The organism is Streptomyces sp. NPDC048506, from assembly GCF_040651315.1.
Classification (GTDB): Bacteria; Actinomycetota; Actinomycetes; order Streptomycetales; family Streptomycetaceae; genus Streptomyces.
Map to the genome: position 1 here is coordinate 62,152 of NZ_JBEZIX010000022.1, position 23,608 is coordinate 85,759.

Sequence of the window (23,608 nt, forward strand, 5' to 3'; positions counted from 1 at the left end):
GGGGGTCAGGCGCCTCCTTGGGTAGGCTTCCGGACATGGCCAGGCCCAATAAGCGCACCACCCTCCGCGAGGTGGCCGAGGCCACCGGACTCTCCACCGCCGCCGTCTCCTACGCCCTGCGCGGCAAGCACGTCTCCAAGGAGACCGAGGAGCGGGTGCGCAAGGCCGCCGCCGACCTGGGCTACGAGGCCGATCCGATCGCCCGCGCCCTCGCCAGCGGGCGCACCAGCACCGTCGGCGTCCTCGTCGGAGACCTACAGGACCTGTGGCAGCAGCAGCTGATGGCCGCCATAGGGCGCGAACTGCTGGCCGGCGACCGCTATGCGCTGATCCTCGACGCGGGCGGTGACCCCGAGCGCGAGCTGGCCCTCGCCAAGCAGCTGCGCGACCAGCGCGTCGACGGTCTGCTGGTCTCGCCCGTCGACCCGTCCGCCGAGGGCTGGTCGAAGATCGCCGAAGCGGTGCCGGTGGTCTCCATCGGCGACGCGCTGAGCCGGGCCCGTACCGCGGGCGAGGTGCTCTTCGACAACCGCGCCGGTATCGACGCCGTCCTGGACTACCTCCGCGGCCTCGGGCACCGCAGGGTCACCGTGCTGACCCCCACCGGCCCCTCCACCCCCGACCGCCCCGCCGACGTCTATGTCCGCGAGGCCGCCGACCGGCTCGGCATCGAGGTCGAAGTGCTGCCCTGCGCCCAGGAGTTGGGTGAGGCGACCGCGGTCGCCCGGCGGGTGCTGACCAACAGCCCGGACGGCCGCCGCCCGGCCCCCGGCCTCGCCCCGCCCACCGCCGTCTTCTGCTTCTCCGACTCCATCGCCTACGGCGTCTACGCGGCCGCCGCCGAGGCCGCGCTGACCGTCGGCCGCGACCTCGCCGTCGTCGGCTTCGACGACCACCCCGTCTCCCGCGTCCTCACCCCGCCGCTGACCACCGTCGACTGGGGCCTGACCGACATCGCCAAGGAGGCCGCCCGCCTCGCGGTCGCCGCCATCGAGGGTCGCCGGGTCCGCCGCAAGCGCATCCTGTGCGCGCCGCGGCTGTCCGAGCGGGGATCGGCGCTCCGGGTGGCGGAGCCGGGCTGATCCGCAGGACTGCCCCCGGACTGACCTCCCGGACTGATCCGCCGGACTGATCCGCCGGACTGGTCCGCCGGGCGGAGCGCCGCGGGCCCTCACCGCCGTCGCGCGTGCAGCATCAGCCAGTCGCGGTGGGTGGTCCAGCGCGTGTGGCCGGTCACCTCGAAGCCCGCGCCGGCCAGCAGTGCGGTGAGCGGGGCGAGGCGGTGCCCGACGTACCAGCGCCGCAGCTCCGGCGCGTACGACACGGGCTCCCAGCCCTCGTCGTCGCCCTCGGCGAGGCTCAGGGCGAGCAGGCCGTCCCGCCGCACGACCCGGGCGAACTCGTCCAGCACCGCGGGGACTTCGGGTCGCGGGACGTGCAGCAGGGCGGCCACGCACCAGACCGCGTCGACGGCGGAAGCGGCCAGCGGGAGGGCGCGCATATCGGCCTGGACGAGGCCGGGGACCGCGTCGGCGGCGAGCATCTCGCGGGAGAGGTCGAAGCCGGTGACCCGGAAGCCGCGGTCGCGCAGCAGACGCGTCTGGTGCCCGGGCCCGCAGCCGACGTCCGCGATCCGGGCGCCCGGCGCGAGCAGCCCCGCCAGACGGTCGGCCGCGGCCGTCACCGGCGGCGGCGTGGAGCGCCACCGCCGGGCGTAGGCGGGGGCGATGGCGTCATAGGTCTCGCGGGTGGTGCCGGCGATGTCGGTCATGACGACACCGTAGATCCACGGCGCGCGACCGGCGTGCCGGAGGAGCAAACTGGTGCCGGGCGCTCCGGTACCGTCGGGGCGCGGCGGCCGGCGGCCGGCCTACGGGCGGAGGGGCAGGTCCTCGATGAAGCGGTCCTCGACGAGCGGTACCACGGCGCCGGGCGGATCCCCGACAGGGGCGTCGGCGGGCGGTGAAGGGGGCGAACCGGCAGCGCCGCAAGGGGAGTTGGCGGACCGTCTGGAGGCGCACCGCACCGAGCTGACCGGGTACTGCTACCGGATGCTCGGCTCGGCGTTCGAGGCCGAGGACGCGGTGCAGGAGACCCTGGTGCGGGCCTGGCGCGGCCACGACCGGTTCGAGGGGCGGTCGTCGCTGCGGTCCTGGCTCTACCGGATCGCCACCAACGTCTGCCTGGACCTGCTCAAGGGCAGCCGGCGCCGGGCCCGGCCGATGGACCTCTCCTCCCCGTCGAGCGTGGACACCCCGATCGGGACCGGGCTGCCCGAGGCGACCTGGATCGGTCCGGTGCCGGACGAGCGGGTCCTGGCGTCCGCCGGGGACCCGGCCGAGACCGCCGTCGCCCGGGAGTCGATCCGGCTGGCGTTCATCTCCGCGCTGCAACGGCTGGCGCCCCGGCAGCGGGCGGTGCTGATCCTGCGCGAGGTGCTGAGTTGGTCGGCGGCCGAGGTCGCGGAGCTGCTCGGCAGCTCGGTCGCCTCGGTCAACAGCGCGCTGCAACGGGCCCGGGCCACCCTCGCCGCCACCGGTGAGGCCGCCGACGCACCGCCCCGCCCCCTGGACGATGCCCAGCAGGCCCTGCTCGCGCGGTACGTCGACGCCTTCGAACGGTTCGACATGGACGCCCTGACGGCCCTGCTCCACGAGGACTGCACGCTCTCCATGCCGCCGTACGAGCTCTGGCTGCGCGGCCGCGCGGACATCCTGAAGTGGCTGCTCGGGCCGGGCCGCGGCTGCCAGGGCTCGCACCTGGTGCCGGTCGCGGCGAACGGCCGGCCGGCGTTCGGCCAGTACCGCGCCGGGGGCACCTCCCGGACGGAGTCCGGGGGAGGCTCGCCCTGGGCGATCCAGGTCATCGAGACCGAGGGCGGGCACGTCACCGCCCTACAGTCCTTCCTCGACACCGAGCGGCTCTTCCCGCTGTTCGGGCTGCCGCCGCGCTACGACGGCCCGTCTACGGGGGACCGGCCGGGGGCCGCTGGCTAGGGCGTGCCCGAGGCGGCACCTCGGTTTGTGGTGCCCGTCGGGTATCGCCGGCCGACTGCGTCGCAGCTGATCAGCCGCTGCCCCTTGCCCGGCCTGCATATCGTCATGCAGAGTCTTAGGTGCGTGAATAGGGGCAGGGGGCGGAAGTGCAGCGCCGGTGACGCCGCGTCGTCCGGCGCGGGGCACTCGCGGGGCACTCGCGGGTCTTCTCGTGGGATTTCTCGTGTGGTTTTCTCACGGGATTCCGCCGCTCACTCCGCTTCACCGTACGGAATGTGGTGTCGGACTCTCGTCCACGAAGAGCGATATCAGAGGGAGTTGAGCGCCGTGGCTTCCCGCATGCCGGACAACGGCCGTCGCGTCGGCCGGCGCATCACCCTCGACGGCACCGGTCTGCGCACCGCCGACATCGCGGCCCTCGCGGCGCGCACCGCGCGCCCCGCGGAGCCCGACCCGAAGGCCCTCGCCCGTGCCGGCGCCTCCTGGGAAACCGCCCGCCGCCTCGCCGCCACCGGCCGGATCTACGGACGCAGCACCGGCGTCGGTGCGAACCGCACACAGGACGTGGGGGCCGCCGACGCCGCACACGGACTCCGCCTGCTGCGCAGCCACGCCGGCGCGATCGGCGACCCGCTGCCGGCCCGTGAGGTCCGGGCCATGCTCGCGGTCCGCGCCAACCAGCTGCTCGCGGGCGGCGCCGGCGTCAACCCCGCCGTCATCACCGCGCTGCTCACCGCGCTGGACTCCGGCGCCCACCCCGTCGTCAACGAGCACGGCGCGGTCGGCACCGGCGACCTGGCCGCCCTCGCCCAGACCGGCCTCGCGCTGGCGGGGGAACACCCCTGGCACTGCCCGGACGGGGCCCGTCCCCCGGCCCCCGTTCCGCTGGACAACAACGACGCCCTGGCCCTGATCAGCAGCAACGCGCTCACTCTCGGCCAGTCCGCGCTCGCCCTCGACGAACTCCGCCGGGTGCTCGCCGCCTCGCTCCCCGTCGCCGCGCTCTCGCTGCTCGCGGTCGGCGGCTCCTACGAGGCCTTCGCCGAGCCGGTCATGCGCGCCCGCCCGCACCGCGGATCCGCGGCCGCCGCCGCCCGCATCCGCACCCTCTGCGGCGTCCCGGCCCGTCCCACCCCGCCCCTGGGCCGCATCCAGGACCCGTACGGCTTCCGCTGCCTCCCCCAGATCCACGGCCCCGCCCTCGACGCCGCCGACACCCTCGACGCGGTGCTGACCGTCGAGGTCAACGCCGCCGCCGAAAACCCCCTGATAAGCATCGAGGACCAGGCCGCGTACCACCACGGCAACTTCTACGCCGCGCAGGTGGCGCTCGCCCTCGACACCTTCCGCCTCGCCGTCCTCCAGACCGCCCGGCTCTCCACCGCCCGCCTGGCCGCGCTCTCCGAACCGGACTTCACCCGGCTCCGCCCCTTCCTGGGCGACGCGGCTCCCGCCAGCTCCGGCGTGATGATCCTCGAATACGCGGCCGGTGCGGCGCTCGGCGAGATGCGCGCGGTCTCCCACCCGGCCTCCCTCGGCCACGCCGTGCTCTCCCGCGGCGTCGAGGAGCAGGCCAGCTTCGCCTCCCTGGGCGCCCGCCAGACCCTGCGCGCCGGTGCCCACTTCCGCCAGGTCCTCGCCTGTGAACTGGTCGCGGCGGTACGCGCCCTGCGCCTGCGCTCCCTCGCACCCGACCCCGACCTCCCCCTGGCCACGGCCTACGCCCTCGCCGCCGACGCCCTCGACCCCCGCATGGAGGACCGCCCGCTGACCGACGACGTCGCGGTGGCCACGGGGCTGCTCGACGGCTTGGCGGAGGTGTGAGGGCCGTGGTGCGGGTGCACCCGGGCCACGGCGGTGAGGCCGTGCGGGCGGAACGTCGGCGGAACGCCACACGGGCTGCTCCGGGCCGTCGGGAGCCAGAAATTCCGTACAGTCGGTCGACACAGGAAAAGGCCCCTGACCGGGCCGGGAAGAAGAGGCGATGAGCGGGGACGGGGTCAACGGCGGCGGCACCGGCAGCGCGGCCGAGAGCCGGTCGGTCGAGAGCCGGTCGGTCGGGAACCGGTCGGCTGGGAACCGGTCGGTCGGCACGGAGCGGGACCGGGCCGAGGAGGCGTGGACCGGGGCGGCGCGGGCCGACCAGCCACCGGCGGCCGCCGACGCCGACACCGGCACCGCCGCCCGCCTCCAGAAGCTCTTCGAGGGCCACCGGCTGACCCCCACCCAGCGCCGGATCGCCCACTGCATGGTGCGCCGGGCCGCCGATGCGCCCTTCCTCTCCAGCGTCGAACTGGCCGAACTGGCCGGCGTCAGCCAGCCCTCCGTGACCCGCTTCGCCGTCGCCCTCGGCTTCGACGGCTACCCGGCGCTCCGCCGCCATCTGCGCGAGGTCGCCCCGGCCGAGAAGTCCGGCGACAACGGCTCGCTCAACGAGTACCAGCAGGCCGTCCAGGCGGAGATCGACAACCTCCGCCATCTGGCCGCCGCGCTCGCCGACCCCTCGCCGGTGATGGCGGCCGGCCGGCTGCTCGCCGCCTCCCGCCCGCTCCCCGTCCTGGGCCTGCGCGCCGCCACCGCCCAGGCCGCCGGCTTCGCCTACTTCGCCCGCAAGGTCCACCCGGACGTCCGCCTCCTGGACGAGGGCGGCACCATGCTCACCGACCGTATCGACGCCGCGGTACACGCCGGGGCGAGCGCCCTCATCTGCTTCGCCCTGCCCCGCCACCCCCGCGAGGTCGTCGACGCCCTCGCCTACGCCCGCGCCGGTGGCCTGACCGTCGTCACCGTCGCCGACAGCGCCTTCGCCCCCGTCGCCCACCACACCGACCTCCTCCTCCCGGCCCCGGTCGGCACCGGCCTGGCCTTCGACACCGCCTGCGCCCCGATGCTGCTGGGCCGGGTCCTGCTGGAAGCGATGTGCGACGACTTGCCCGATGCCCAGGCCCGCCTGGAGGAGTTCGACGCCAGGGCGGCGGCGCGGGGGCTCTTCGTGGAGTGACGGCGCCGGGGCGCCCCGCGGGTGCCTGCCGCCCCGCCGCCGTCTCAGGGAATCCTCATCCGCACTGACTACGCTCCGGCGCTCTCGGCCCGATCCCGGTCTGACCGGGCGGACGATCGGGCTGTCGGCGGGTGCGGCGCTGGGCGTGCTCGCGGCGTGCGTGGCGTTCGCGGTGCGGCGGGGGCGGTACGCGGCGCTGGCGCGCGGGGCGTCGCACGCCGGGAAGGCGGTCATCCTCCAGGACCGCGCGGTCACCATCCGCGTCTGGCGACGGGCGCACCGCTGGTGGCTGCTGGGCGCCTTCCTGGCAGCGGTCGGCTCGTCGTTCGTCCTGCCCGCGGCCGGCGGGCTGCTGATGGCGGGGGCGGCGCCCGGCCTGTGGGCCAAGGCCTGGTGGCTGGGGCGCCGGGAGCGGGAGCAGGACGCACTGCTGTGGGTGCGTACGGAAGCCGCACGGCGCGGCGGCGCGGCGGGCCGGGGAAGCACGGCCCGGTGGTGCCCGGACCGGGGGTGCGCGGCCCGGAGGTGGCCGGACCGTGCGCTGAGCAGCCGGGAAGACACTCCCCAGCTGCGCGACTGACCTAGCTTCTCCCCAGGTCGCCCAGCTCCTCCCCGTGCCCGACGCCGCTCTCCGCCAGCAGTTCCTCCAGGGTCTGCGGGCTGCGGACGGTCGCGAAGCGCACGGTGCCGTCGGCGGCGACCGCATAGCCGTAGATCCCGGGACGGGGCAGCGAGTTGTAGGCGAAGTGGGTGGAGAAGTAGTACGCGCCGGTGTCCAGCAGGGCGACGTGGTCGCCGGACTCCAGCAGGGGCAGCGGGCGGTTCTCGGCGACCAGGTCACCGGCGAAGCAGCACGGGCCCGCGACGTCCTGCGCGACCGGCTCACCCGGTTTGGGCCGGCCCTCGGCGTCGTAGGCCGCGACGCGGATCGGCCAGGACCGGGGCACGAAGACCGTACGGGTGGCGACCTGCGCACCGGCGTGGGTGACGGCGATGGGGCGGCCGCCCGCCGTCTTGGCGTACTCGACGCGCGCCAGGACCGTGCCCTGCTTGGCCAGCAGTGAGCGGCCGAACTCGGTGACCAGGCCGTAGCGGCCGGACAGCAGCCCGGGGACGGTCGACCGCAGCAGTGCGGCGTACTCGCGGTACGTCGGGGTGGTGGTGTCCGAGGAGAAGTTGACCGGCAGGCCGCCACCGATGTCGAGGGTGTCGACCTGGCGTCGGCCGGCCATCTCGTTGATCTCCTCGGCGAGCTCGAAGAGCACCCGCACACCGGCGGCCATCAGCTCCAGCGGCATGCCCTGGGAACCGACGTGGGCGTGCAGCCGGGTCAGCCAGGGGCGGGCGAGGAAGGCGCGGACGACCCAGTCACGGGCGCCCTCGTCCCGCAGCGCAACCCCGAACTTGGAGGTGTCGGTGGCGGTGCTCATCGCCCCGATGCTGCCGCCGCCGATCTGCGGATTGACCCGCAGGCCGACGGGCGCGGCGCTCGGCGCGGCGGCCAGCAGCCGGTCGATCCGGGCCAACTCCTCGGGGTTGTCCGCGTTGACGGCGATCCCGAGGGCCAGCGCCTCCCGCAGTTCGGCGGGGGTCTTGGCGGGCGAGTCCAGCACCGTGCGGGTGACCGGCACCCCGGCGGCCCGGGCCAGTGCCAGCTCTCCGGGGCTGGCCACCTCGCAGCCGAGCCCCTCCTGAGCCAGCAGCCGCAGCACGGGGACGAGCGAGGCGGCCTTCACCGCGAACGCATGCAGCACCGGTGTCCCGGGCGCCGCGAACTCCTCGAACGCGGCGCGCAGTTCACCCGCGGCCCGACGCACCCCGGCCACGTCCAACAGCCCGGCGACCGGTTCCCCCGCCCTCACCAGCCCCCGCGCGACGGCCGCCTGTACGGCACGGTCCCGGTCCGTGAAGCTCATGCATCCACTCCACCACCGACCAGGGGCTCGGCGCCATCGGATACTGGCCTGCCGCGCCGCGGTGCCAGGCACCCGCGGTGCCGGACGCCCGCGGTGCCGGACCCCGGGGACGGCGGACGCCCGCGGTGCCGGACCCCGTGGAAGGCGGGGCGCCCGGCACCGCGGGGCGTCCGGCACGTGGTGGCTCAGACCGACCCGGCGCCGGCCAGGTTCGCCTTGCGGTGGCGTTCGCTGAGGCGGGAGCCGGACTCCCGGCGGGCGGCCCGGCGCAGCAGGGGGATGGCGAGCAGGAAGCCCACGACGGCCCAGGCGGCGAGCACCATGGCGACCGTCGGCAGCTCCCAGGAGCCGGCCGGTTCCGCGGCGCGTGCGGCGTCCGGCAGCAGGGCCGAGCGCAGGCCCTGCGCCATCCACTTGAGCGGGAACACCGAAGCGATCTTCTGGACCACCGCGGGCAGCGAGCTGAGCGGGAACATCGCTCCGGAGGTGATCAGCAGGCCCATCGCGGGCAGCATGATCAGTGCGAGCGCCTCGCGGGGATTGGGCAGGACGGCGCCGATCGCCGCGCCCAGCGGTACGACGGCGAGCAGGCCCAGCGCGCTGACCCACAGCAGCGTCAGCCAGCCGGCGGGACTGTGCGGCAGCGGGCCGTCCACCACCAGCGCGGCGGTGCCCAGGAGCAGCACCAGGGCGCCGAGCGCCATCGTGACCACCAGCACCGACTTGGCGACCAGGTAGGCGGGTATGCCGCCGGGCGTGGCGCGCAGTCGCAGCAGGGCGCCCTCGTCCCGTTCGGTCACCAGGATCTGCGGGAGGTTGATCAGCCCGACCTGGAACAGCAGGTACGCGGCGAAGCCGGAGAGCGTCAGATGGGCCATCGGGATGTGGGTGCCGGGCACGTTGTCGTGGATGTAGCCGGCGATCAGCAGCGCGATGACGATGTTGGCCAGTTGGCCGGTCATCTCCTTGGGGTTGCGCAAGAGGTGCCGGAGCTCGATCCCGCCGCGGAGGACACCGGCGCGCCAGTAGCGGCGACGTGGCGCGGGCCGTCCCGTGGGAGGCCTGTCGTCCTGGCCCTGGTGGCGAACGGCCGTGCCGTCCGGGCCGGTTGGGTCGGTGGCCTGCGCCGTGGCCGATGCTGCGGTCATTTCTGTCCCCCTGTCAGTTCTGTTCCTGTCATGCGTTGTGCCGCTCCGCCCGCGGCGTATCGGCCCCGGCGTCGTCGCCCTGGTGCACCATGTGGAGGTAGGTGTCCTCCAGCGTCGGGCGGCGGACCTCCAGATCGGCGATCGGTCCGGCCGCGTCGCGGTGCAGCTCCCAGACCAGTCGGGACGGGTCCGCGGTGCGTTCGCTGCGGGCCAGGCCGTCCGGTGCGGTCCAGCGGACCTCCGCCTGGGCGGCGGCCTGATGGGCCAGCTCCGACGGGGTGCCACAGACCCGGATCCGGCCGCCGACCAGCATCGCTATGCGGTCGGCCAGCCGCTCGGCCTCCGCCAGGTCGTGGGTGGTGAGCAGGATCGTGACGCCCTCCTCGCGGGCGAGTCGTTCGACCAGCTCGTGGAAGTCACGGCGCGCCTCCGGATCGAAGCCGGTGGTCGGCTCGTCCAGGAAGACCAGTTCGGGGCGGCCGACGATGGCGAGCGCCACGTCAAGCCGGCGGCGCTGGCCGCCGGACAGCTGGTCGACCTGCTTGTCCGCCTGCTTCGTGAGGCCCACCACGGCGAGCAGCTCGACCGGGTCCCGCGGGTCCGGGTAGTACGTCGCGAAGTGCGTCAGCAGCTCCGCGACCCGCCAGCGCCGGTGGTCGCGCCAGGACTGGAGCACCAGGCCGATCCGCCCCCGCCAGGCGTCGTCGCCGCGCGCCGGGTCCGTGCCCAGGACGCGGACCGTCCCGGCGGAGCGCTGCCGGAAGCCCTCCAGGATCTCGACGGTGGTGGTCTTGCCGGCGCCGTTGGGCCCGAGCAGGGCGAAGATCTCGCCGCGGTGGATGTCCAGGTCGACGCCGTGCAGTACGTCCGTGCTGCCGTACGACATCTTCATGTCGCGGACGTGGATGACGGGTTGGCCGGCCTCCGGGCTCCCGGTGGATGTCGGAGCGCCGGTGGCCGGGGTCACCGGCCGCTGTTCGGTCGTGGTCATCGGCCTGCCTTCGCGTGCTGCTGCTGTTGTGGTCGTGGTGGCTGCGCGGGCTCTTCCGTGGTGGGGCGGGGCGCCGCGGCGGTGGGCGTGGCCTGTGGGCCGGCGCCCTCGACGATCGCCCGGAGGGCGGCCACATGGCCCTCGAAGGCCGTGCGGCCACGGCTGGTCAGCCGTACCTTCGTGCGGCGTTTGCGGCCGCCGCCCTCCTTGCGTATCTCCAGGTAGCCGGCCTCTTCGAGGGTGTGGAGCTGCTTGGAGAGCGCCGAGTCGCTGAGCGAGAGGCTGTCGCGGATGAAGGGGAAGTCGGCCCATTCGGTGGCGGCGAGCAGCGCCACCACCGACAGCCGGGTGGACGGGTGGATCAGCTCGTCGAAGCCGCTGGGTGTGCTCATCGCCCCACCCCCGCGTCGGCGGCTCTGGAGGCCCGGGTACGGAGCGTGCCGACCGCCCAGCGGTTCGCCGGGCCGGTGAAGAGCGCGAAGACGCCCGTCGAGACGGTGGCCTGGATCAGGCTTCTGAACGGAGGAGCCAGCGACTCCGCCAGGTGGCCGGAGATCAGGATGACCGCGGCGGTCACGATCATGCCCGCGAAGAAGGTGGCGAACTGCCGCCAGCTGTAGCGCGAGCGGTGCAGCCGGACCCGCGACCGGCGGCTGAAGAACACCGCCAGTGTGCCGAGCAGCGCGACGTACGCGACGAGCACCAGCCAGAACGCCCACTCGGGGAGCTTCAGGCCCCAGGTGGCGATGAAGACCCACATGATGGCGGCGGTGGTGTACGTCGGCTTGGCGTCGTCATGCGCGCATCTCTCGATCTCGTCGTACACCCGCTCCTGCGGTACGCGGATGCGCTGTAGGTCCTGCCAGGCCTGTTCGGCATCCACTGTTGTGTTCACGATCATCGCCTCCCCAAGGCGGTCCGGGCCCTGCCCGGACGTTCCCCGTTGACTTGCCTACTGGGAAAGTTACTGGAGACTTTCCCGGTAGGCAAGTCGAAACTTCCGGGCTGTGGACGCCGGCGCGCGCGGCTCCCCGGTGGAGCGGGTGGCCGGTTTCGGGGGCTCGTCGCGAGCGGGTCACCGCGCCCTGTTGACTAGTGCTATTCAGTGACCCCAGTATGTGAATAGCTCGATCCATTCGATGTCAGGGAGGCACGGCCCATGTCGGGACCGCGACCCGTGCGGGCACCGCGCGGTACGGAACTGAGTGCTCGGGGATGGCAGCAGGAAGCCGCGCTGCGCATGCTCCAGAACAACCTCGATCCGGAGGTGGCCGAACACCCGGACCAGCTCGTCGTCTACGGCGGCACGGGCAAGGCCGCCCGTGACTGGCGCTCCTTCGACGCGATGGTGCGCACGCTCACCACGCTCAAGCAGGACGAGACGATGCTCGTCCAGTCCGGCAAGCCGGTCGGCGTGATGCAGACCCACGAGTGGGCGCCGCGGGTGCTCATCGCCAACTCCAACCTCGTCGGCGACTGGGCCAACTGGGAGGAGTTCCGCCGCCTGGAGGCCCTCGGCCTGACCATGTACGGGCAGATGACCGCCGGCTCGTGGATCTACATCGGCACCCAGGGCATCCTCCAGGGCACCTACGAGACGTTCGCGGCCGTCGCGGCGAAGAAGTTCAACGGCACGCTCGCCGGGACGATCACCCTCACCGCCGGCCTCGGCGGCATGGGCGGCGCCCAGCCGCTCGCCGTCACCATGAACGACGGCGTCGCGATCTGCATCGACTGCGACCCGCGCGCCATCGAGCGCCGGATCGAGCACCGCTACCTGGATGTGAAGGCGGACAACCTCCAGCACGCCCTCCAGCTCGCCGTCGAGGCCCGGGACCAGCGCAAGCCGCTCTCCATCGGCCTGCTGGGCAACGCCGCGGAGCTGCTGCCGCAGATGCTCGCCGAGGGCGCGCCGATCGACATCGTCACCGACCAGACCAGCGCCCACGACCCGCTGGCGTACCTGCCGGTCGGCATCGACTTCGCCGACATGGCCGCGTACGCGGCGGAGAAGCCCGCCGACTTCACCCAGCGGGCGCGTGAGTCGATGGCCAGGCACGTCGAGGCCATGGTCGGCTTCATGGACGCCGGGGCCGAGGTCTTCGACTACGGCAACTCCATCCGCGGTGAGGCCCAACTCGCCGGGTACGAGCGGTCCTTCGCCTTCCCCGGCTTCGTCCCCGCCTACATCCGGCCGCTGTTCGCCGAGGGCAAGGGGCCGTTCCGGTGGGCGGCGCTGTCCGGCGACGCCCGCGACATCGCGGCCACCGACAAGGCGATCCTGGACCTCTTCCCGGAGAACGAGTCGCTGGCCCGCTGGATCAAGATGGCCGGGGAGCGGGTCCACTTCCAGGGCCTGCCCGCCCGGATCTGCTGGCTCGGCTACGGCGAGCGGGACAAGGCCGGTGAGCGGTTCAACGAGATGGTCGCCGACGGCACGCTCCAGGCGCCGCTGGCCATCGGCCGCGACCACCTCGACTGCGGCTCGGTCGCCTCGCCGTACCGCGAGACCGAGGCCATGAAGGACGGCTCGGACGCCATTGCCGACTGGCCGCTGCTGAACGCCATGGTCAACGTCGCCTCCGGCGCCTCCTGGGTCTCCCTGCACCACGGTGGTGGCGTCGGCATGGGCCGGTCCATCCACGCCGGGCAGGTCACCGTCGCCGACGGCACCCCGCTGGCCGGGGAGAAGATCCGCCGGGTGCTGACCAACGACCCGGGCATGGGCGTCATCCGGCACGTCGACGCGGGCTACGAGCGTGCCGACGAGGTGGCCGCCGAGCGCGGCGTCCGCATCCCGATGCGCGAGGGCGAGGGCGCGTGACCGCCTCGTTCCACGAGATGTGGCAGGAGCTGCGGCCCATCGGCCGCAGCTCCGCCTCCGGCGGCTACCGCCGCTACGCCTGGACGGGCGCCGACGCCGACTGCCGCGCGTGGTTCACGGCGCAGGCCGAGGCCCGCGGCCTGAGCTACGAGACCGACCGCAACGGCAACCAGTGGGCCTGGCTGGGCGCCACCGGCTACCAGGACGTGGCCCCCGGAGACGCCGTCGTCACCGGTTCCCACCTGGACTCCGTGCCGGACGGCGGGGCCTTCGACGGCCCCCTCGGTGTGGTCTCCTCCTTCGCCGCGCTGGACGAACTCCGCAGGCGGGGAGCGGAGCCGAGCAAGCCGCTGGCGATCGTCAACTTCGGCGACGAGGAGGGCGCCCGCTTCGGCCTGGCGTGCGTCGGCTCCCGCCTCGCCGCCGGCGCGCTGACCACCGAGGCCGCACACCGGTTGCGCGACGGGGACGGGCTCACCCTCCCGCAGGCCATGGAGCGCGCCGGATACGACCCCGAGGCGATCGGCCCGGACCCCGAACGGCTCGCCAGGATCGGCGCGTTCGTCGAACTCCACGTCGAGCAGGGCCGCGCCCTGGACCTGTCCGGCGATCCGGTCGGCATCGCCTCCGCCATCTGGCCGCACGGCCGCTGGCGCTTCGACTTCCACGGCGAGGCCAACCACGCCGGCACCACCCGCCTCGAAGACCGCCGCGACCCGATGCTCAGCTACGCCGCGACCGTGCTCGCTGCCCGTGAGCAGGCGCGACTGGCCGGCGCCCTGGCCACCTTCGGGAAGATCAGCGTGGAGCCGAACGGCGTCAACGCCATCCCCTCGCTCGTCCGCGGCTGGCTGGACTCCCGCGCCCCCGACCAGGAGACCCTGGACACCGTGATCGCCGCGATCGAGGGGGCGGCCGCCGAGCACGCGGCCCGCGACGGGGTGGACCTGAGCGTGGTCCGCGAATCCTTCACCCCCGTCGTGGAGTTCCAGCACGCCCTGCGGGACGAGCTCGGCACGATCCTCGGCAAGGCGGCCGAGCGGCCGGTGCCCGTCCTCGGCACCGGAGCCGGCCACGACGCCGGTATTTTGTCCGGAACCGTCCCGACGGCCATGCTGTTCGTCCGCAACCCCACCGGCGTCTCGCACTCACCCGCCGAAACGGCGACGGAGGACGACTGCGTCGCGGGGGTCAGCGCACTCGCCGACGTACTGGAGGGGCTCGCGTGCCACTGACGACGCAGGCAACACCGACGACGTACTGGCTCGAACACGCCTGGCTCGGCACCCACGTCGAGCCGGGCGTGACCGTGGACGTCGTGGACGGGCGGATCGCGGCCGTCCACACGAGGGCCGGCACCCCGCCGCCCGGCGCCGTCGCGCTCCGCGGCCTGACGATCCCCGGGCTCGCCAACGCCCACTCGCACGCCTTCCACCGCGCCCTGCGCGGCACCGTCCAGGTCGGCTCCGGCACCTTCTGGACCTGGCGCGAGGTGATGTACGGCGTCGCCGACCGGCTCACCCCCGACACCTATTACGCCCTCGCCCGCGCCGTCTACGCCGAGATGGCGCTGGCCGGCATCACCTGCGTCGGTGAGTTCCACTACCTCCACCACGCCCCCGGCGGCACCCCCTACAGCGACCCCAACGCGATGGGCGAGGCGCTGATCGCGGCCGCCGCCGACGCCGGCATCCGCATCACCCTGCTCGACACCGCCTACCTCTCGGCCGGGTTCGGAGACCCGCCCAACCGCCACCAGCTGCGGTTCTCCGACGGCACCGCCGACCGCTGGGCGCAGCGCGCCGACGCGCTCAAGGCCAACCCCGCGCACGCCCGCATCGGAGCCGCCATCCACTCCGTGCGCGCCGTCCCCACCGAGCAGTTGAGCACCGTCGCGGACTGGGCCCGTGAGCGGCAGGCCCCGCTGCACGTCCACCTCTCCGAGCAGACCGCCGAGAACGACGCCTGCCAGCAGGCGCACGGCCGCACCCCGACCCAACTCCTCGCCGACCACGGCGCGTTGGGGCGGCGCACCACGGCCGTGCACGCCACCCACCTCACCGGTGAGGACATCGGGCTGCTCGGCGGCTCCTCCACCGGTGTGTGCATGTGCCCCACCACCGAACGCGACCTGGCCGACGGCATCGGCCCGGCCGTCCGGCTCCAGGGCCGGGGCAGCCCGCTGTCGCTCGGCAGCGACAGCCACGCCGTCATCGACCTGCTCGAAGAGGCCCGCGCCATGGAGCTCGACGAGCGACTGCGCACCCGTACCCGCGGACACTGGACGGCCGCCGCCCTGCTGCGCGCCGCCACCGCAGACGGCCATGCCGCGCTGGGCTGGGACGACACCGGAACGATCGAGGCCGGTGCGCTCGCCGACCTCACCACGATCGCGCTGGACTCCGTACGCACCGCCGGACCACTGCCCCGGCTGGCCGCCGAGACGGCGGTATTCGCCGCCTCCGCGGCCGATGTCCGACACACCATCGTCGGCGGTCGGCAGATCGTCCGGGACGGTGTGCACACTCTTCTCGCCGACGTACCCACCGCCCTCGCAGAGTCCATCGCCGCCGTACGCGGCTGAAGGAGAACACCCCCGCGATGACGACGACCTCCATGCCGACCACCGCCATCACCCACATCGCCCAGCTCGTCACCAACGACCCCTCCCTCGGTGAAGGCCCCCTCGGTCTGATCCAGGACGCCGCGGTCGTCATCGACGGTGACCGCATCGCCTGGGTCGGTCCCTCCAGCAAAGCACCCGCCACTGACAACGCCGTCGACGCCGACGGCCGGGCCGGCCTCCCCGGCTTCGTCGACTCCCACTCCCACCTGGTCTTCGCCGGCGACCGCACCGAGGAGTTCAACGCCCGGATGTCCGGCCGCCCGTACTCCGCCGGCGGCATCCGCACCACCGTCGCCGCCACCCGCGCCGCCACCGACGCCGCCCTGCACGCCAATGTCGCCCGCTACCTCGCCGAGGGCCTCCGCCAGGGCACCACCACCCAGGAGACCAAGTCCGGTTACGGCCTCACCGTCGAGGACGAGGCCCGCGCGCTGCGCATCGCCGCCGAGCACACCGACGAGGTCACCTTCCTGGGCGCCCACATCGTCTCGCCCGACTACGCCGACGATCCGGCCGGCTACGTCGACCTCGTCACCGGACCGATGCTGGAGGCCTGCGCCCCCTACGCCCGTTGGATCGACGTCTTCTGCGAGAGGGGCGCCTTCGACGGCGACCAGGCCCGCGCCGTCCTCACCGCGGGCCGGGCCAAGGGGCTCCAGCCGCGGGTGCACGCCAACCAGCTCGGCCACGGTCCGGGCGTCCAGCTCGCGGTCGAGCTCGGCGCCGCCTCCGCCGACCACTGCACCCACCTCAGCGACGCCGACATCGACGCCCTCGGCCAGTCCGACACCGTCGCCACCCTGCTCCCGGGTGCCGAGTTCTCCACCCGCGCCACCTGGCCGAACGCCCGCCCGCTGCTGGACGCCGGCGCCACCGTCGCACTGTCCACCGACTGCAACCCCGGCTCGTCCTTCACCAGTTCCATGCCGTTCTGCATCGCGCTGGCCGTCCGGGACATGGGGATGACGCCCGACGAGGCCGTCTGGTCGGCCACCGCGGGCGGTGCCGCCGCCCTGCGCCGCACGGACGTCGGCCGGATCACCCCCGGCGCCCGCGCCGACCTCGTCCTCCTGGACGCGCCCTCGCACGTCCACCTCGCCTACCGGCCGGGCGTCCCGCTGGTATCGGCCGTGTGGCACAAGGGAGTTCTGGTCTGACGACCGGTCCGCCACGCCGACCCCCGGCCGCCCCGTGGGGCACAGGAGGGCCCGCCCCCGGTAACTCCCGGGGGCGGGCCCTCCTGTGTGCGGGCGGTGGCCGGCCGTGGTGGGCCGGCCGGGACCGCGGTGGCGTGCCGGTCGCCTACTCCTCGATCATCAATCCCTTGCGGAGCCGCACCAGCGTGCGGGAGAGCAGACGGGAGACGTGCATCTGGGAGATGCCCAGCTCCTCGCCGATCTCGGACTGCGTCATATTGGCGACGAAGCGCAGCGAGAGGATCTTCCGGTCGCGCGGCGGGAGTTCGGCTATCAGCGGCTTGAGGGACTCGACGTACTCGATGCCCTCCAGGCCGTGGTCCTCATAGCCGATGCGGTCCGCCAGGGCGCCCTCGCTGTCGTCCTCCTCGGGCTGGGCGTCCAGCGAGCTCGCGGTGTAGGCGTTGCTCGCGGCCATCCCCTCGACGACCTCGTCGTTGCTGATGCCGAGGCGTTCGGCGAGTTCGTGCACCGTGGGGGCGCGGTCCAGCTTCTGGGCCAGTTCGTCGCCCGCCTTGGCGAGGTCCAGCCGCAGTTCCTGTAGGCGTCTCGGTACCCGTACCGACCAACTGGTGTCACGGAAGAAGCGCTTGATCTCGCCGACGATGGTCGGCATCGCGAACGTCGGGAACTCGACGCCACGGCTGAGTTCGAAGCGGTCGATCGCCTTGATCAGGCCGATCGTGCCGACCTGGACGATGTCCTCCATGGGCTCGCTGCGGGAGCGGAAGCGGGAGGCCGCGAACTTCACCAGGGCGAGGTTGAGCTCGACCAGCGTGTTGCGGACGTACGCGAATTCGTGGGTGCCTTCCTCAAGCGATTCGAGCCGCTCGAAGAGGGTTTTGGACAGAGCCCTCGCGTCCACCGGACCCACCTCGTCGAACGGCGGGATCTCGGGCAGACCGTCGATCTCAGGCACGCCTGCCAGGTCTGTTTCGGCAGGGAGCGGCTGGGAAGGGATGTGCCCGGTCGGGCCGGACAGGGGTGTCGACGATGCGGGCTGCCGGTTGTCGTCGGTGCGCAATTCGTCGAGCCGGGGTGACATGGTCTCCTCCATCGTTCTCGGCATATGGCTGCCGAAGCCTCTACGTGAAGCTGCGGTGTGCGGCGCCTCCAAAGCCGGCCGATTCGAATGTGTCCCTACTACGCCTACCTGCCTTTGCCTGAAGATGGCAAGTGCGTGTTGTCCGATATTGGGCACTATGCGGTTTGTTCGGCTACCGACGGGCATCAGGAAGGCGTAGGGTTCGACGGAGCGCAGTCGTAAGCAATCAGTCGTTGTCGAGACAGCAAGAGGGGTGCGCGCGCATGGACCGCGGGACGGTCGGCAGTGCGAGCCGGGGGCGGCTTCACGTCGAGATCCGCCATCACGGCGCCAGCGCGGTCGTGACGGTCGCGGGTGAGCTCGATCACCACACCGCGGATCTGTTGCGTGAGTCACTGGAGGGCTGCGTGACGGACGGATACGCACGCCTGGTGGTGGACTGCTCACCCCTTGAGTTCATGGACTCCACCGGTCTCAACGTTCTGCTCGGTGCACGCCTGAAAGCGGAGGCCGAAGGGGGCGGGGTTCACTTGGCCGGAATGCAGCCGGTAGTTGCCCGGGTTTTCGAGATCACCGGCGCGGAGGCGGTTTTCACCGTGCACGACTCTCTTGATACGGCCCTGGCCGAGTGACCTGACACCGGCGCCCGGAACGTCGTAATTCCGGGCGCGTAGTACGTGTCACAACTTCCGTACCCAAGAAGTGGGTGTTCTCACGGTCCGGTCGGGCAGGAGACACCTGAATCCGTTGCAATCAGTACAGGTATCTGTTCTCCGTGAATAGGCGAATCGGTGAGGTGAAGCGCTGATGAGCACCACCCGGCCGTACCCGCCGGGCGATCTTGGCCCGGAGTCGGGCGGCGCCGGTGCTTCCGCCGCCGTTCCGGCCGCCGCCGCACCGGCGGGCCAGATCCGCCGGCTGCGCCTGGCGGGCACCCGGGGCGCCGTGGCGCGCGCCCGTGACTTCGCCCGGCAGGCCCTGCACGACTGGGGCTGGCTGCCGGCCGCCAACGCCGATCAGCGTGCGGCGGCCGAGGACGTCCTGCTCGTCGTCTCGGAACTGGTCACCAACGCCTGCCTGCACGCCGAAGGGCCCGAGGAACTGCGGCTGCGCTGCGCCTCCAAGGTGCTGCGCCTTGAGGTCAGCGACCTCGGTGCCGGCTCACCGGCGCCGCGCAGCCCGCACCGTCCGGGCCGCCCCGGAGGCCACGGCATGTTCATCGTGCAGCGGCTGTGCCTGGACTGGGGCGTGGTGCGCAACGCCGACGGCGCGGGCAAGACCGTCTGGGCGGAGCTCGCCGCGCCGTCCTGACGGGCGGACGGGCAGGGCGGAGAAGGGCGAGCGCGGGCCGATGGGCCCGCGCTCCGTCGTGTGTGCCGGGTGGGTCGGCCGCCGTACGGCCGGCCCGCGACCGTCGTACGGCCGGCCCGCGACCGTCGTATACGAGGCCGGTTTTCCGTGCCGGCACCGGCCGGAACCGATCCGGGCTGTGCAGTGCCTTCCCTCGACAAGGTCCCCGGCGTACCTTGAGCGGCCCATCTGATGTGCCGTCAGTAACCTTCGGCGGTGCGCTCACCGGGAAGGGGAACGGACAGTGGCCCGCTTCTACGAACAGCACGGCAGGAGTCCGCGCCGGGCGGTCGGCCTCGCCGCTGCCGTGGCGATGGCGGCGGGGTCCGCGGTGATGCTCACCGCGCCGGCCGCCCACGCCGAGGTCGTCGACGTCAACTACCAGTGCAGGACACCGATCGGAAACAAGGGCGCGGTCTCCCCGATCGACATCAAGAGCACCCCCAGCGGCAGCGGCTACCGGCTCGTGATGTCCTTCCAGAAGGGAGTCTCCTCCAGCCCCGTGGAGCTGGGCAAGGGCGCCATGAAGCCGAGCGCGCTGATCAAGCTGGGCGGCGCGGAGACCGGTACGGTGCCGGTCGCCGGGCCCCCGAACGACCAGGCGATACCGGCCAACACCCCCATCAAGATCAGCGACTTGAGCGGCACGTACACCCCCAAGGGCACCGGCAAGGTCACCTTCACGGCCGCCACCCTCACCATCAAGGCGCTGGGCACCACCACGACCTGCACGCCCAGCAACAACCCCAAGCCCTCGTTGACCCTCGACGTGAAGGGGTCCGGCGGCTCCGGCGGTACTGCCACCGGCGGTGGGTCCGGTGGACAGCTGCCGCAGACCGGACCCGCGGACTCCGCGCTCGCACTGGGCACCTTCGGCGGCACGGTGCTGCTGGTCGGTACGGCCGGCGTGCTCTGGCTGACCCGCCGTCGGCAGCAGGCCTGACACCGGGAGCCGCCCGATGCCGTCCCGTCCTCGCGTCGCGCTGTGCGGCGCGGTCCTGGCGACTGCGGCCGCGCTGACGTGCCCCGCAGCGGCCGCGGCCGCCCCGGCGGACCGCGGCTGGTCCGCCGCGCCCGCGCCTGGCGCCGGCGCCGAGCCGAGCGCGCAGGACCGCCCGTACTTCTACCTGGAGGGCGCGCCGGGCACCGTCATGACCGACCGGCTGTCCCTCAGCAACCACACCGGCCGCGCCGTCACCGTACGGCTGCGCGGCTCCGGTGCCGGCGCGTGGCTCGCGCTCGCGGCGCACGAGGTGCGGGTCCCGCCCCGCACCCGCGCGAGCGTGCCGTTCACGGTGACCGTGCCGCGCGACGCGGTCCCCGGCGGGCACCCCGGCACGCTCGTCGCGAGCGGTGCCGGGCGGGCCGGCCGGCGGATCGCCGTACCGCTCCATCTGCGGGTGACCGGGCCGACGCTGTCCGCGCTGACCGTCGAGAACGTGGCGGTGCGCGGCCGGGGGAGTGCCGCGGTCATCCGGTACACGCTGGTCAACCGCGGCAACACGGAGCTCACCCCGCGGCTCGCGGTGCGCGCCGACGGGCTGTTCGGGCCGGTCTGGCGGCGCGCCGCCCGCACGCTTCCGGTCACCCTGCGGCCCGGACGGGCCGTCGATCTGACGGAGCGCTGGCCGGATCCGCCCGACCTGGACGCGGTGGACGTCCGGCTGACGGTGACCGCCGCGGGCGGTGCGCATGCGTCGGCCACCGCCTCCTACCCGGCGCCCCCGTGGGCCGTCGGCGCCGGGGCGCTGTGCGCAGCGGTGGCGGGGGCGGGAGCCCTGCTGGTCGTCCGGCGCCGCCGCACGGCACGGGCCGGCCGGGGGCCGGGCGGCGACGGTGCGGACCCCGGTGCGCGCCCGTCCGGCGAGGAAGTGGCCGACATGACAGGGGAGTTGGCGAGCACGGGATCGGGAGCGCGAGCGTGAGTGGTGAGACGGGTGCCGGGACGGGCGCCGTGGCGGCGGCGGGACCTGGCGGGCGCACGGCCGCCTCCGGGCGGCGGGGAGCGGTCGCCGCAGTGCTGTGGGCGGCAGCCCTGGTACTGGCGCTGCTGCCGGCCGCCGTCGCCGGGGCGACCGTCCGGGACGACGGCGGGCCCACCGTCCGGCTCTCCGTCAAGGAGGCCGGCAAGGGCGGCACCCTCACCGTGACCGGCCGCGGCTGGCGGCCCAAGGCGCTGCTCACGCTGCTGATCTGCGGACAGAACATGATCGGCGGCACCAACTCCTGCGCCAACGGGGACGGACGGGCCGTCACCACCGATGCGCACGGGGCGTTCCGCAGGAGTCTTGCGGTCGCCGAGCCGCCCAAGCCCTGCCCCTGTGTGGTGCACGTGTCGACCGTCACCGGCGCAGCCACCGCGGTCGATGCCGCGTTCAAGGTCGCGGGCCACCCCGTCGCCCCGCTGCCCGAGGAGCGCACCGGCGGCCGGCTGACCGTGCTGGCCCAGCCGCGACTGGCGGGCAGCAGCGGCCTGCTGACCTGGTTCGGGGCCCCGCCGCAGCGCGAGTTGACCGTCACGGTCGGCAATCTCGGCTCGGCCCCGGCCAAGGACCCGGTCTTCCAGGTCGGCACCTCGCACGGCGTCTTCGCGCCCGAGTGGGAGGAGCAGCAGTGGCGGGGGACCGTCCCCGCCGGCAAGAAGGCCGAGGTCAGGCTGCCGGTCGAGCTCGCGGCCGGCGCCCACGGGGACTATCTGGTCTCCCTGAAGTACGGCGACAAGGTCCTGGTCGAGCAGCCCTGGGGGGTCGGCAGGCCCTGGGGCGTGACGCTCTTCTGGGTGCTGCTGTGCCTGGTGGTCCCGACGGCGGTGTTCCGCATCGGGATGGCGATCGTGGACCGGGTGCGTCCACGGCGCCGTACCGCAGGCACCGGAGGGGCCGCCGGCACTGCCCACAGACGTGGCACCACGCCGGGCGGCGGCTCCGCCGCGCTGCCGTGGTTCACCCCGGACACCGCACCGTCCACCACCACAACAACCGAACGACCGACGTCGAAAGGTTCTGCGTGATGAGGCAACGGAGGAGAGCCGCGGTGGCCTCGGCGGCCGCGCTGGTGCTCGCGGGAGCGGGCACGGTGGCCGTGGCCGGGACCGCCCGGGCAGCGGAGGTCTCGTACAAGACGGAGTGTCTGCCGCCGCCGATTTCGGGGCTGCCGCCGATCGAGGGCACCACGAAGGTGGACGTCAGCGCGCCCGCGACCGCGAAGGTCGGCGACGAGATCACGGTGGTCTGGAAGACCATCGAGGGCGCGTCGAAGAACCCCGACATCCTCGACCTGGGGGAGAACACCGTCCAGCCGACCGGCACGATCACGGTCGCCGGGGCGCAGACCGGCGAGCTGCCGATGCAGGGGCCGCGGCAGAACCCGCCGATCCCCAAGGGCAGTCCGATGAAGCTGTCCGACATGACGGGCAAGTTGAAGCTGACGAAGCCCGGTGAGGTCACCCTGACGCCGGGCTTCTACAACATCAACGTCAACCAGCCGATCTCCACGGACACCAAGTGCTCCCCCAAGGAGACGGTGCGGCCCGCGGTCACCGTCAAGGTGACCGACGGCGGGGGCGGCACCGGCGGGACGACGGGCGGGACGACCTCCGGCGGCACCGGCGGCACGACGTCCGGGGGCAGCACCGGCGGGACGACGTCCGGCGGCAGCACCGGCGGGAGCACCACGGGCGGCGGCACCGACGGCGGCACGACCGCCGGGACGTCGGGTGCCTCCGGCGGTTCGACCGGTGGCGGTTCGACCGGCGGTTCCGGCGGCGACCCCGACGGCACCGCGTACCAGGGCAAGGAAGTGAAGGTCCCGTACGACTGCAAGACACCCATCGGCGACAAGAAGGCGACCTCGCCGGTCCAGATCAACGCCGTGAAGAAGAGCGGTGGTTACGACCTGACGGTGCAGTTCAAGAAGTCCGTCATGGACAGCCCGGCGGACATCCCCAAGGACTCGGTCAAGCCGTCGATGGACGTCGCGGTGGGCGGCGCGGACAAGGGATCGGTGAAGGTCGAGGGGCCCACCAACGACAAGCCGATCAAGGCCGGCGACCCGATCGAGATCCCCGACCTGAAGGGCACCTACAAGCCGGGCGCCACCGGCAAGTCCACGCTGACCCCCGGCGTGCTCACCGTCAACGCGCTGGGCACCACCACCACGTGCACCCCTGAGAAGGACCCGGGCGCCTCGCTCACCCTGGACACGTCGGCCCAGCCGGGTGGCACGTCCGGCGGCTCGTCCGGTGGCACGTCCGGCGGCTCCTCGGGTGGTTCGGCCGGCGGCGCGGCGGCCTCCGGCGGCAGCGCGGCGGGACCGGCCAGCGTCTCGGGCGGCAGCGGTGGCCTCGCCGACACCGGCGCGGCCGACCACGGCGCACTGACCGCCCTCGGCCTCGTCGCCGGCACCTTCGTCCTGCTCGGCGGCGCGGTCTTCGCCTTCACCCCGTGGCGCAGGCTGCGGCGCTGATCGGGGCCGTGGCCGTCTGCGGCAAGGGAAAAACGTGAGAGGGCTCCGGCA

The 23,608-nt window shown here is 73.5% G+C and carries 22 protein-coding genes; 15 read left to right on the forward strand and 7 right to left on the reverse strand.

Annotated features, from left to right (window positions below):
* The first annotated feature begins 35 nt into the window (after positions 1-35).
* Positions 36-1,082 carry a LacI family DNA-binding transcriptional regulator gene (locus tag AB0C96_RS19525; protein ID WP_362918901.1) on the forward strand — a complete coding sequence of 349 codons (1,047 nt, stop codon included), beginning with the start codon at positions 36-38 and terminating at the stop codon, positions 1,080-1,082.
* An 89-nt stretch (positions 1,083-1,171) separates the two neighbouring features.
* Here the strand turns inward: AB0C96_RS19525 and AB0C96_RS19530 are convergent, their stop codons facing one another.
* Complete coding sequence (locus tag AB0C96_RS19530) at positions 1,172-1,771, reverse strand: class I SAM-dependent methyltransferase (RefSeq protein ID WP_362918902.1); 600 nt, start codon at positions 1,769-1,771, stop codon at positions 1,172-1,174.
* A gap of 124 nt (positions 1,772-1,895) precedes the next feature.
* On the opposite strand from AB0C96_RS19530, the gene AB0C96_RS19535 reads away from it, so the two are divergent.
* The 4 genes from AB0C96_RS19535 (at position 1,896) to AB0C96_RS19550 (ending at position 6,577) form a co-directional block, all read left to right on the forward strand.
* Complete coding sequence (locus AB0C96_RS19535) at positions 1,896-2,996, forward strand: sigma-70 family RNA polymerase sigma factor (RefSeq protein ID WP_362918903.1); 1,101 nt, start codon at positions 1,896-1,898, stop codon at positions 2,994-2,996.
* A 339-nt stretch (positions 2,997-3,335) separates the two neighbouring features.
* The gene (locus tag AB0C96_RS19540) at positions 3,336-4,820 is read left to right on the forward strand and encodes an aromatic amino acid ammonia-lyase (RefSeq protein WP_362918961.1); all 1,485 of its coding nucleotides are present in this window, start codon (positions 3,336-3,338) and stop codon (positions 4,818-4,820) included.
* A gap of 160 nt (positions 4,821-4,980) precedes the next feature.
* The gene (locus AB0C96_RS19545) at positions 4,981-5,997 is read left to right on the forward strand and encodes a MurR/RpiR family transcriptional regulator (protein ID WP_362918904.1); all 1,017 of its coding nucleotides are present in this window, start codon (positions 4,981-4,983) and stop codon (positions 5,995-5,997) included.
* 64 nt (positions 5,998-6,061) lie between these two features.
* Positions 6,062-6,577, forward strand: a complete 516-nt coding sequence (locus tag AB0C96_RS19550) for a hypothetical protein (protein ID WP_362918962.1) — start codon at positions 6,062-6,064, stop codon at positions 6,575-6,577.
* 1 nt (position 6,578) lies between these two features.
* Here the strand turns inward: AB0C96_RS19550 and AB0C96_RS19555 are convergent, their stop codons facing one another.
* From AB0C96_RS19555 to AB0C96_RS19575, 5 genes are all read right to left on the reverse strand, one after another.
* Positions 6,579-7,913: a diaminopimelate decarboxylase gene (locus AB0C96_RS19555; protein ID WP_362918905.1), complete on the reverse strand. Its 1,335-nt coding sequence runs from the start codon at positions 7,911-7,913 to the stop codon at positions 6,579-6,581.
* A gap of 185 nt (positions 7,914-8,098) precedes the next feature.
* Positions 8,099-9,061: an ABC transporter permease gene (locus tag AB0C96_RS19560; RefSeq protein ID WP_362918906.1), complete on the reverse strand. Its 963-nt coding sequence runs from the start codon at positions 9,059-9,061 to the stop codon at positions 8,099-8,101.
* A 28-nt stretch (positions 9,062-9,089) separates the two neighbouring features.
* Complete coding sequence (locus AB0C96_RS19565; protein ID WP_362918963.1) at positions 9,090-9,953, reverse strand: ABC transporter ATP-binding protein; 864 nt, start codon at positions 9,951-9,953, stop codon at positions 9,090-9,092.
* 95 nt (positions 9,954-10,048) lie between these two features.
* Positions 10,049-10,444: a transcriptional regulator gene (locus AB0C96_RS19570; protein WP_362918907.1), complete on the reverse strand. Its 396-nt coding sequence runs from the start codon at positions 10,442-10,444 to the stop codon at positions 10,049-10,051.
* Positions 10,441-10,953 carry a hypothetical protein gene (locus tag AB0C96_RS19575; RefSeq protein WP_362918908.1) on the reverse strand — a complete coding sequence of 171 codons (513 nt, stop codon included), beginning with the start codon at positions 10,951-10,953 and terminating at the stop codon, positions 10,441-10,443. Before AB0C96_RS19575 ends, AB0C96_RS19570 begins: the two co-directional genes overlap by 4 nt.
* A gap of 258 nt (positions 10,954-11,211) precedes the next feature.
* Between AB0C96_RS19575 and hutU the strand changes: the two genes are divergently transcribed.
* From hutU to hutI, 4 genes are read left to right on the forward strand one after another with little or no spacing between them, the layout of a single operon-like run.
* The gene (gene hutU, locus AB0C96_RS19580; RefSeq protein ID WP_362918909.1) at positions 11,212-12,876 is read left to right on the forward strand and encodes a urocanate hydratase; all 1,665 of its coding nucleotides are present in this window, start codon (positions 11,212-11,214) and stop codon (positions 12,874-12,876) included.
* Between the two features lie 17 nt (positions 12,877-12,893).
* Complete coding sequence (locus tag AB0C96_RS19585; protein ID WP_362918964.1) at positions 12,894-14,111, forward strand: allantoate amidohydrolase; 1,218 nt, start codon at positions 12,894-12,896, stop codon at positions 14,109-14,111.
* Positions 14,102-15,460: a formimidoylglutamate deiminase gene (locus AB0C96_RS19590; RefSeq protein ID WP_362918910.1), complete on the forward strand. Its 1,359-nt coding sequence runs from the start codon at positions 14,102-14,104 to the stop codon at positions 15,458-15,460. The genes AB0C96_RS19585 and AB0C96_RS19590 overlap by 10 nt, the downstream gene beginning before the upstream one ends.
* Before the next feature lie 32 nt (positions 15,461-15,492).
* On the forward strand, positions 15,493-16,659 hold the full coding sequence (hutI, locus tag AB0C96_RS19595; protein WP_362918965.1) for an imidazolonepropionase: 1,167 nt from the start codon (positions 15,493-15,495) through the stop codon (positions 16,657-16,659).
* A gap of 145 nt (positions 16,660-16,804) precedes the next feature.
* Here hutI and AB0C96_RS19600 read toward each other — a convergent pair whose 3' ends face one another.
* Positions 16,805-17,743, reverse strand: a complete 939-nt coding sequence (locus AB0C96_RS19600) for an RNA polymerase sigma factor SigF (RefSeq protein ID WP_362918911.1) — start codon at positions 17,741-17,743, stop codon at positions 16,805-16,807.
* Positions 17,744-18,006: 263 nt separating this feature from the next.
* Here AB0C96_RS19600 and AB0C96_RS19605 point away from each other — a divergent pair, with 263 nt between their 5' ends.
* The 6 genes from AB0C96_RS19605 (at position 18,007) to AB0C96_RS19630 (ending at position 23,557) form a co-directional block, all read left to right on the forward strand.
* Positions 18,007-18,375, forward strand: coding sequence for an STAS domain-containing protein (locus AB0C96_RS19605; protein ID WP_362918912.1), 369 nt, complete (start codon positions 18,007-18,009; stop codon positions 18,373-18,375).
* 175 nt (positions 18,376-18,550) lie between these two features.
* Positions 18,551-19,054: an ATP-binding protein gene (locus AB0C96_RS19610; RefSeq protein WP_362918913.1), complete on the forward strand. Its 504-nt coding sequence runs from the start codon at positions 18,551-18,553 to the stop codon at positions 19,052-19,054.
* A 283-nt stretch (positions 19,055-19,337) separates the two neighbouring features.
* Positions 19,338-20,036 (forward strand): LPXTG cell wall anchor domain-containing protein, encoded by a 699-nt coding sequence (locus tag AB0C96_RS19615; RefSeq protein ID WP_362918914.1) that lies wholly within the window; start codon positions 19,338-19,340, stop codon positions 20,034-20,036.
* A 16-nt stretch (positions 20,037-20,052) separates the two neighbouring features.
* Complete coding sequence (locus AB0C96_RS19620) at positions 20,053-21,018, forward strand: hypothetical protein (protein WP_362918915.1); 966 nt, start codon at positions 20,053-20,055, stop codon at positions 21,016-21,018.
* 110 nt (positions 21,019-21,128) lie between these two features.
* Positions 21,129-22,103 (forward strand): hypothetical protein, encoded by a 975-nt coding sequence (locus tag AB0C96_RS19625; RefSeq protein WP_362918966.1) that lies wholly within the window; start codon positions 21,129-21,131, stop codon positions 22,101-22,103.
* The gene (locus AB0C96_RS19630; protein ID WP_362918916.1) at positions 22,103-23,557 is read left to right on the forward strand and encodes a hypothetical protein; all 1,455 of its coding nucleotides are present in this window, start codon (positions 22,103-22,105) and stop codon (positions 23,555-23,557) included. Before AB0C96_RS19625 ends, AB0C96_RS19630 begins: the two co-directional genes overlap by 1 nt.
* The last annotated feature ends 51 nt before the right edge of the window (positions 23,558-23,608 follow it).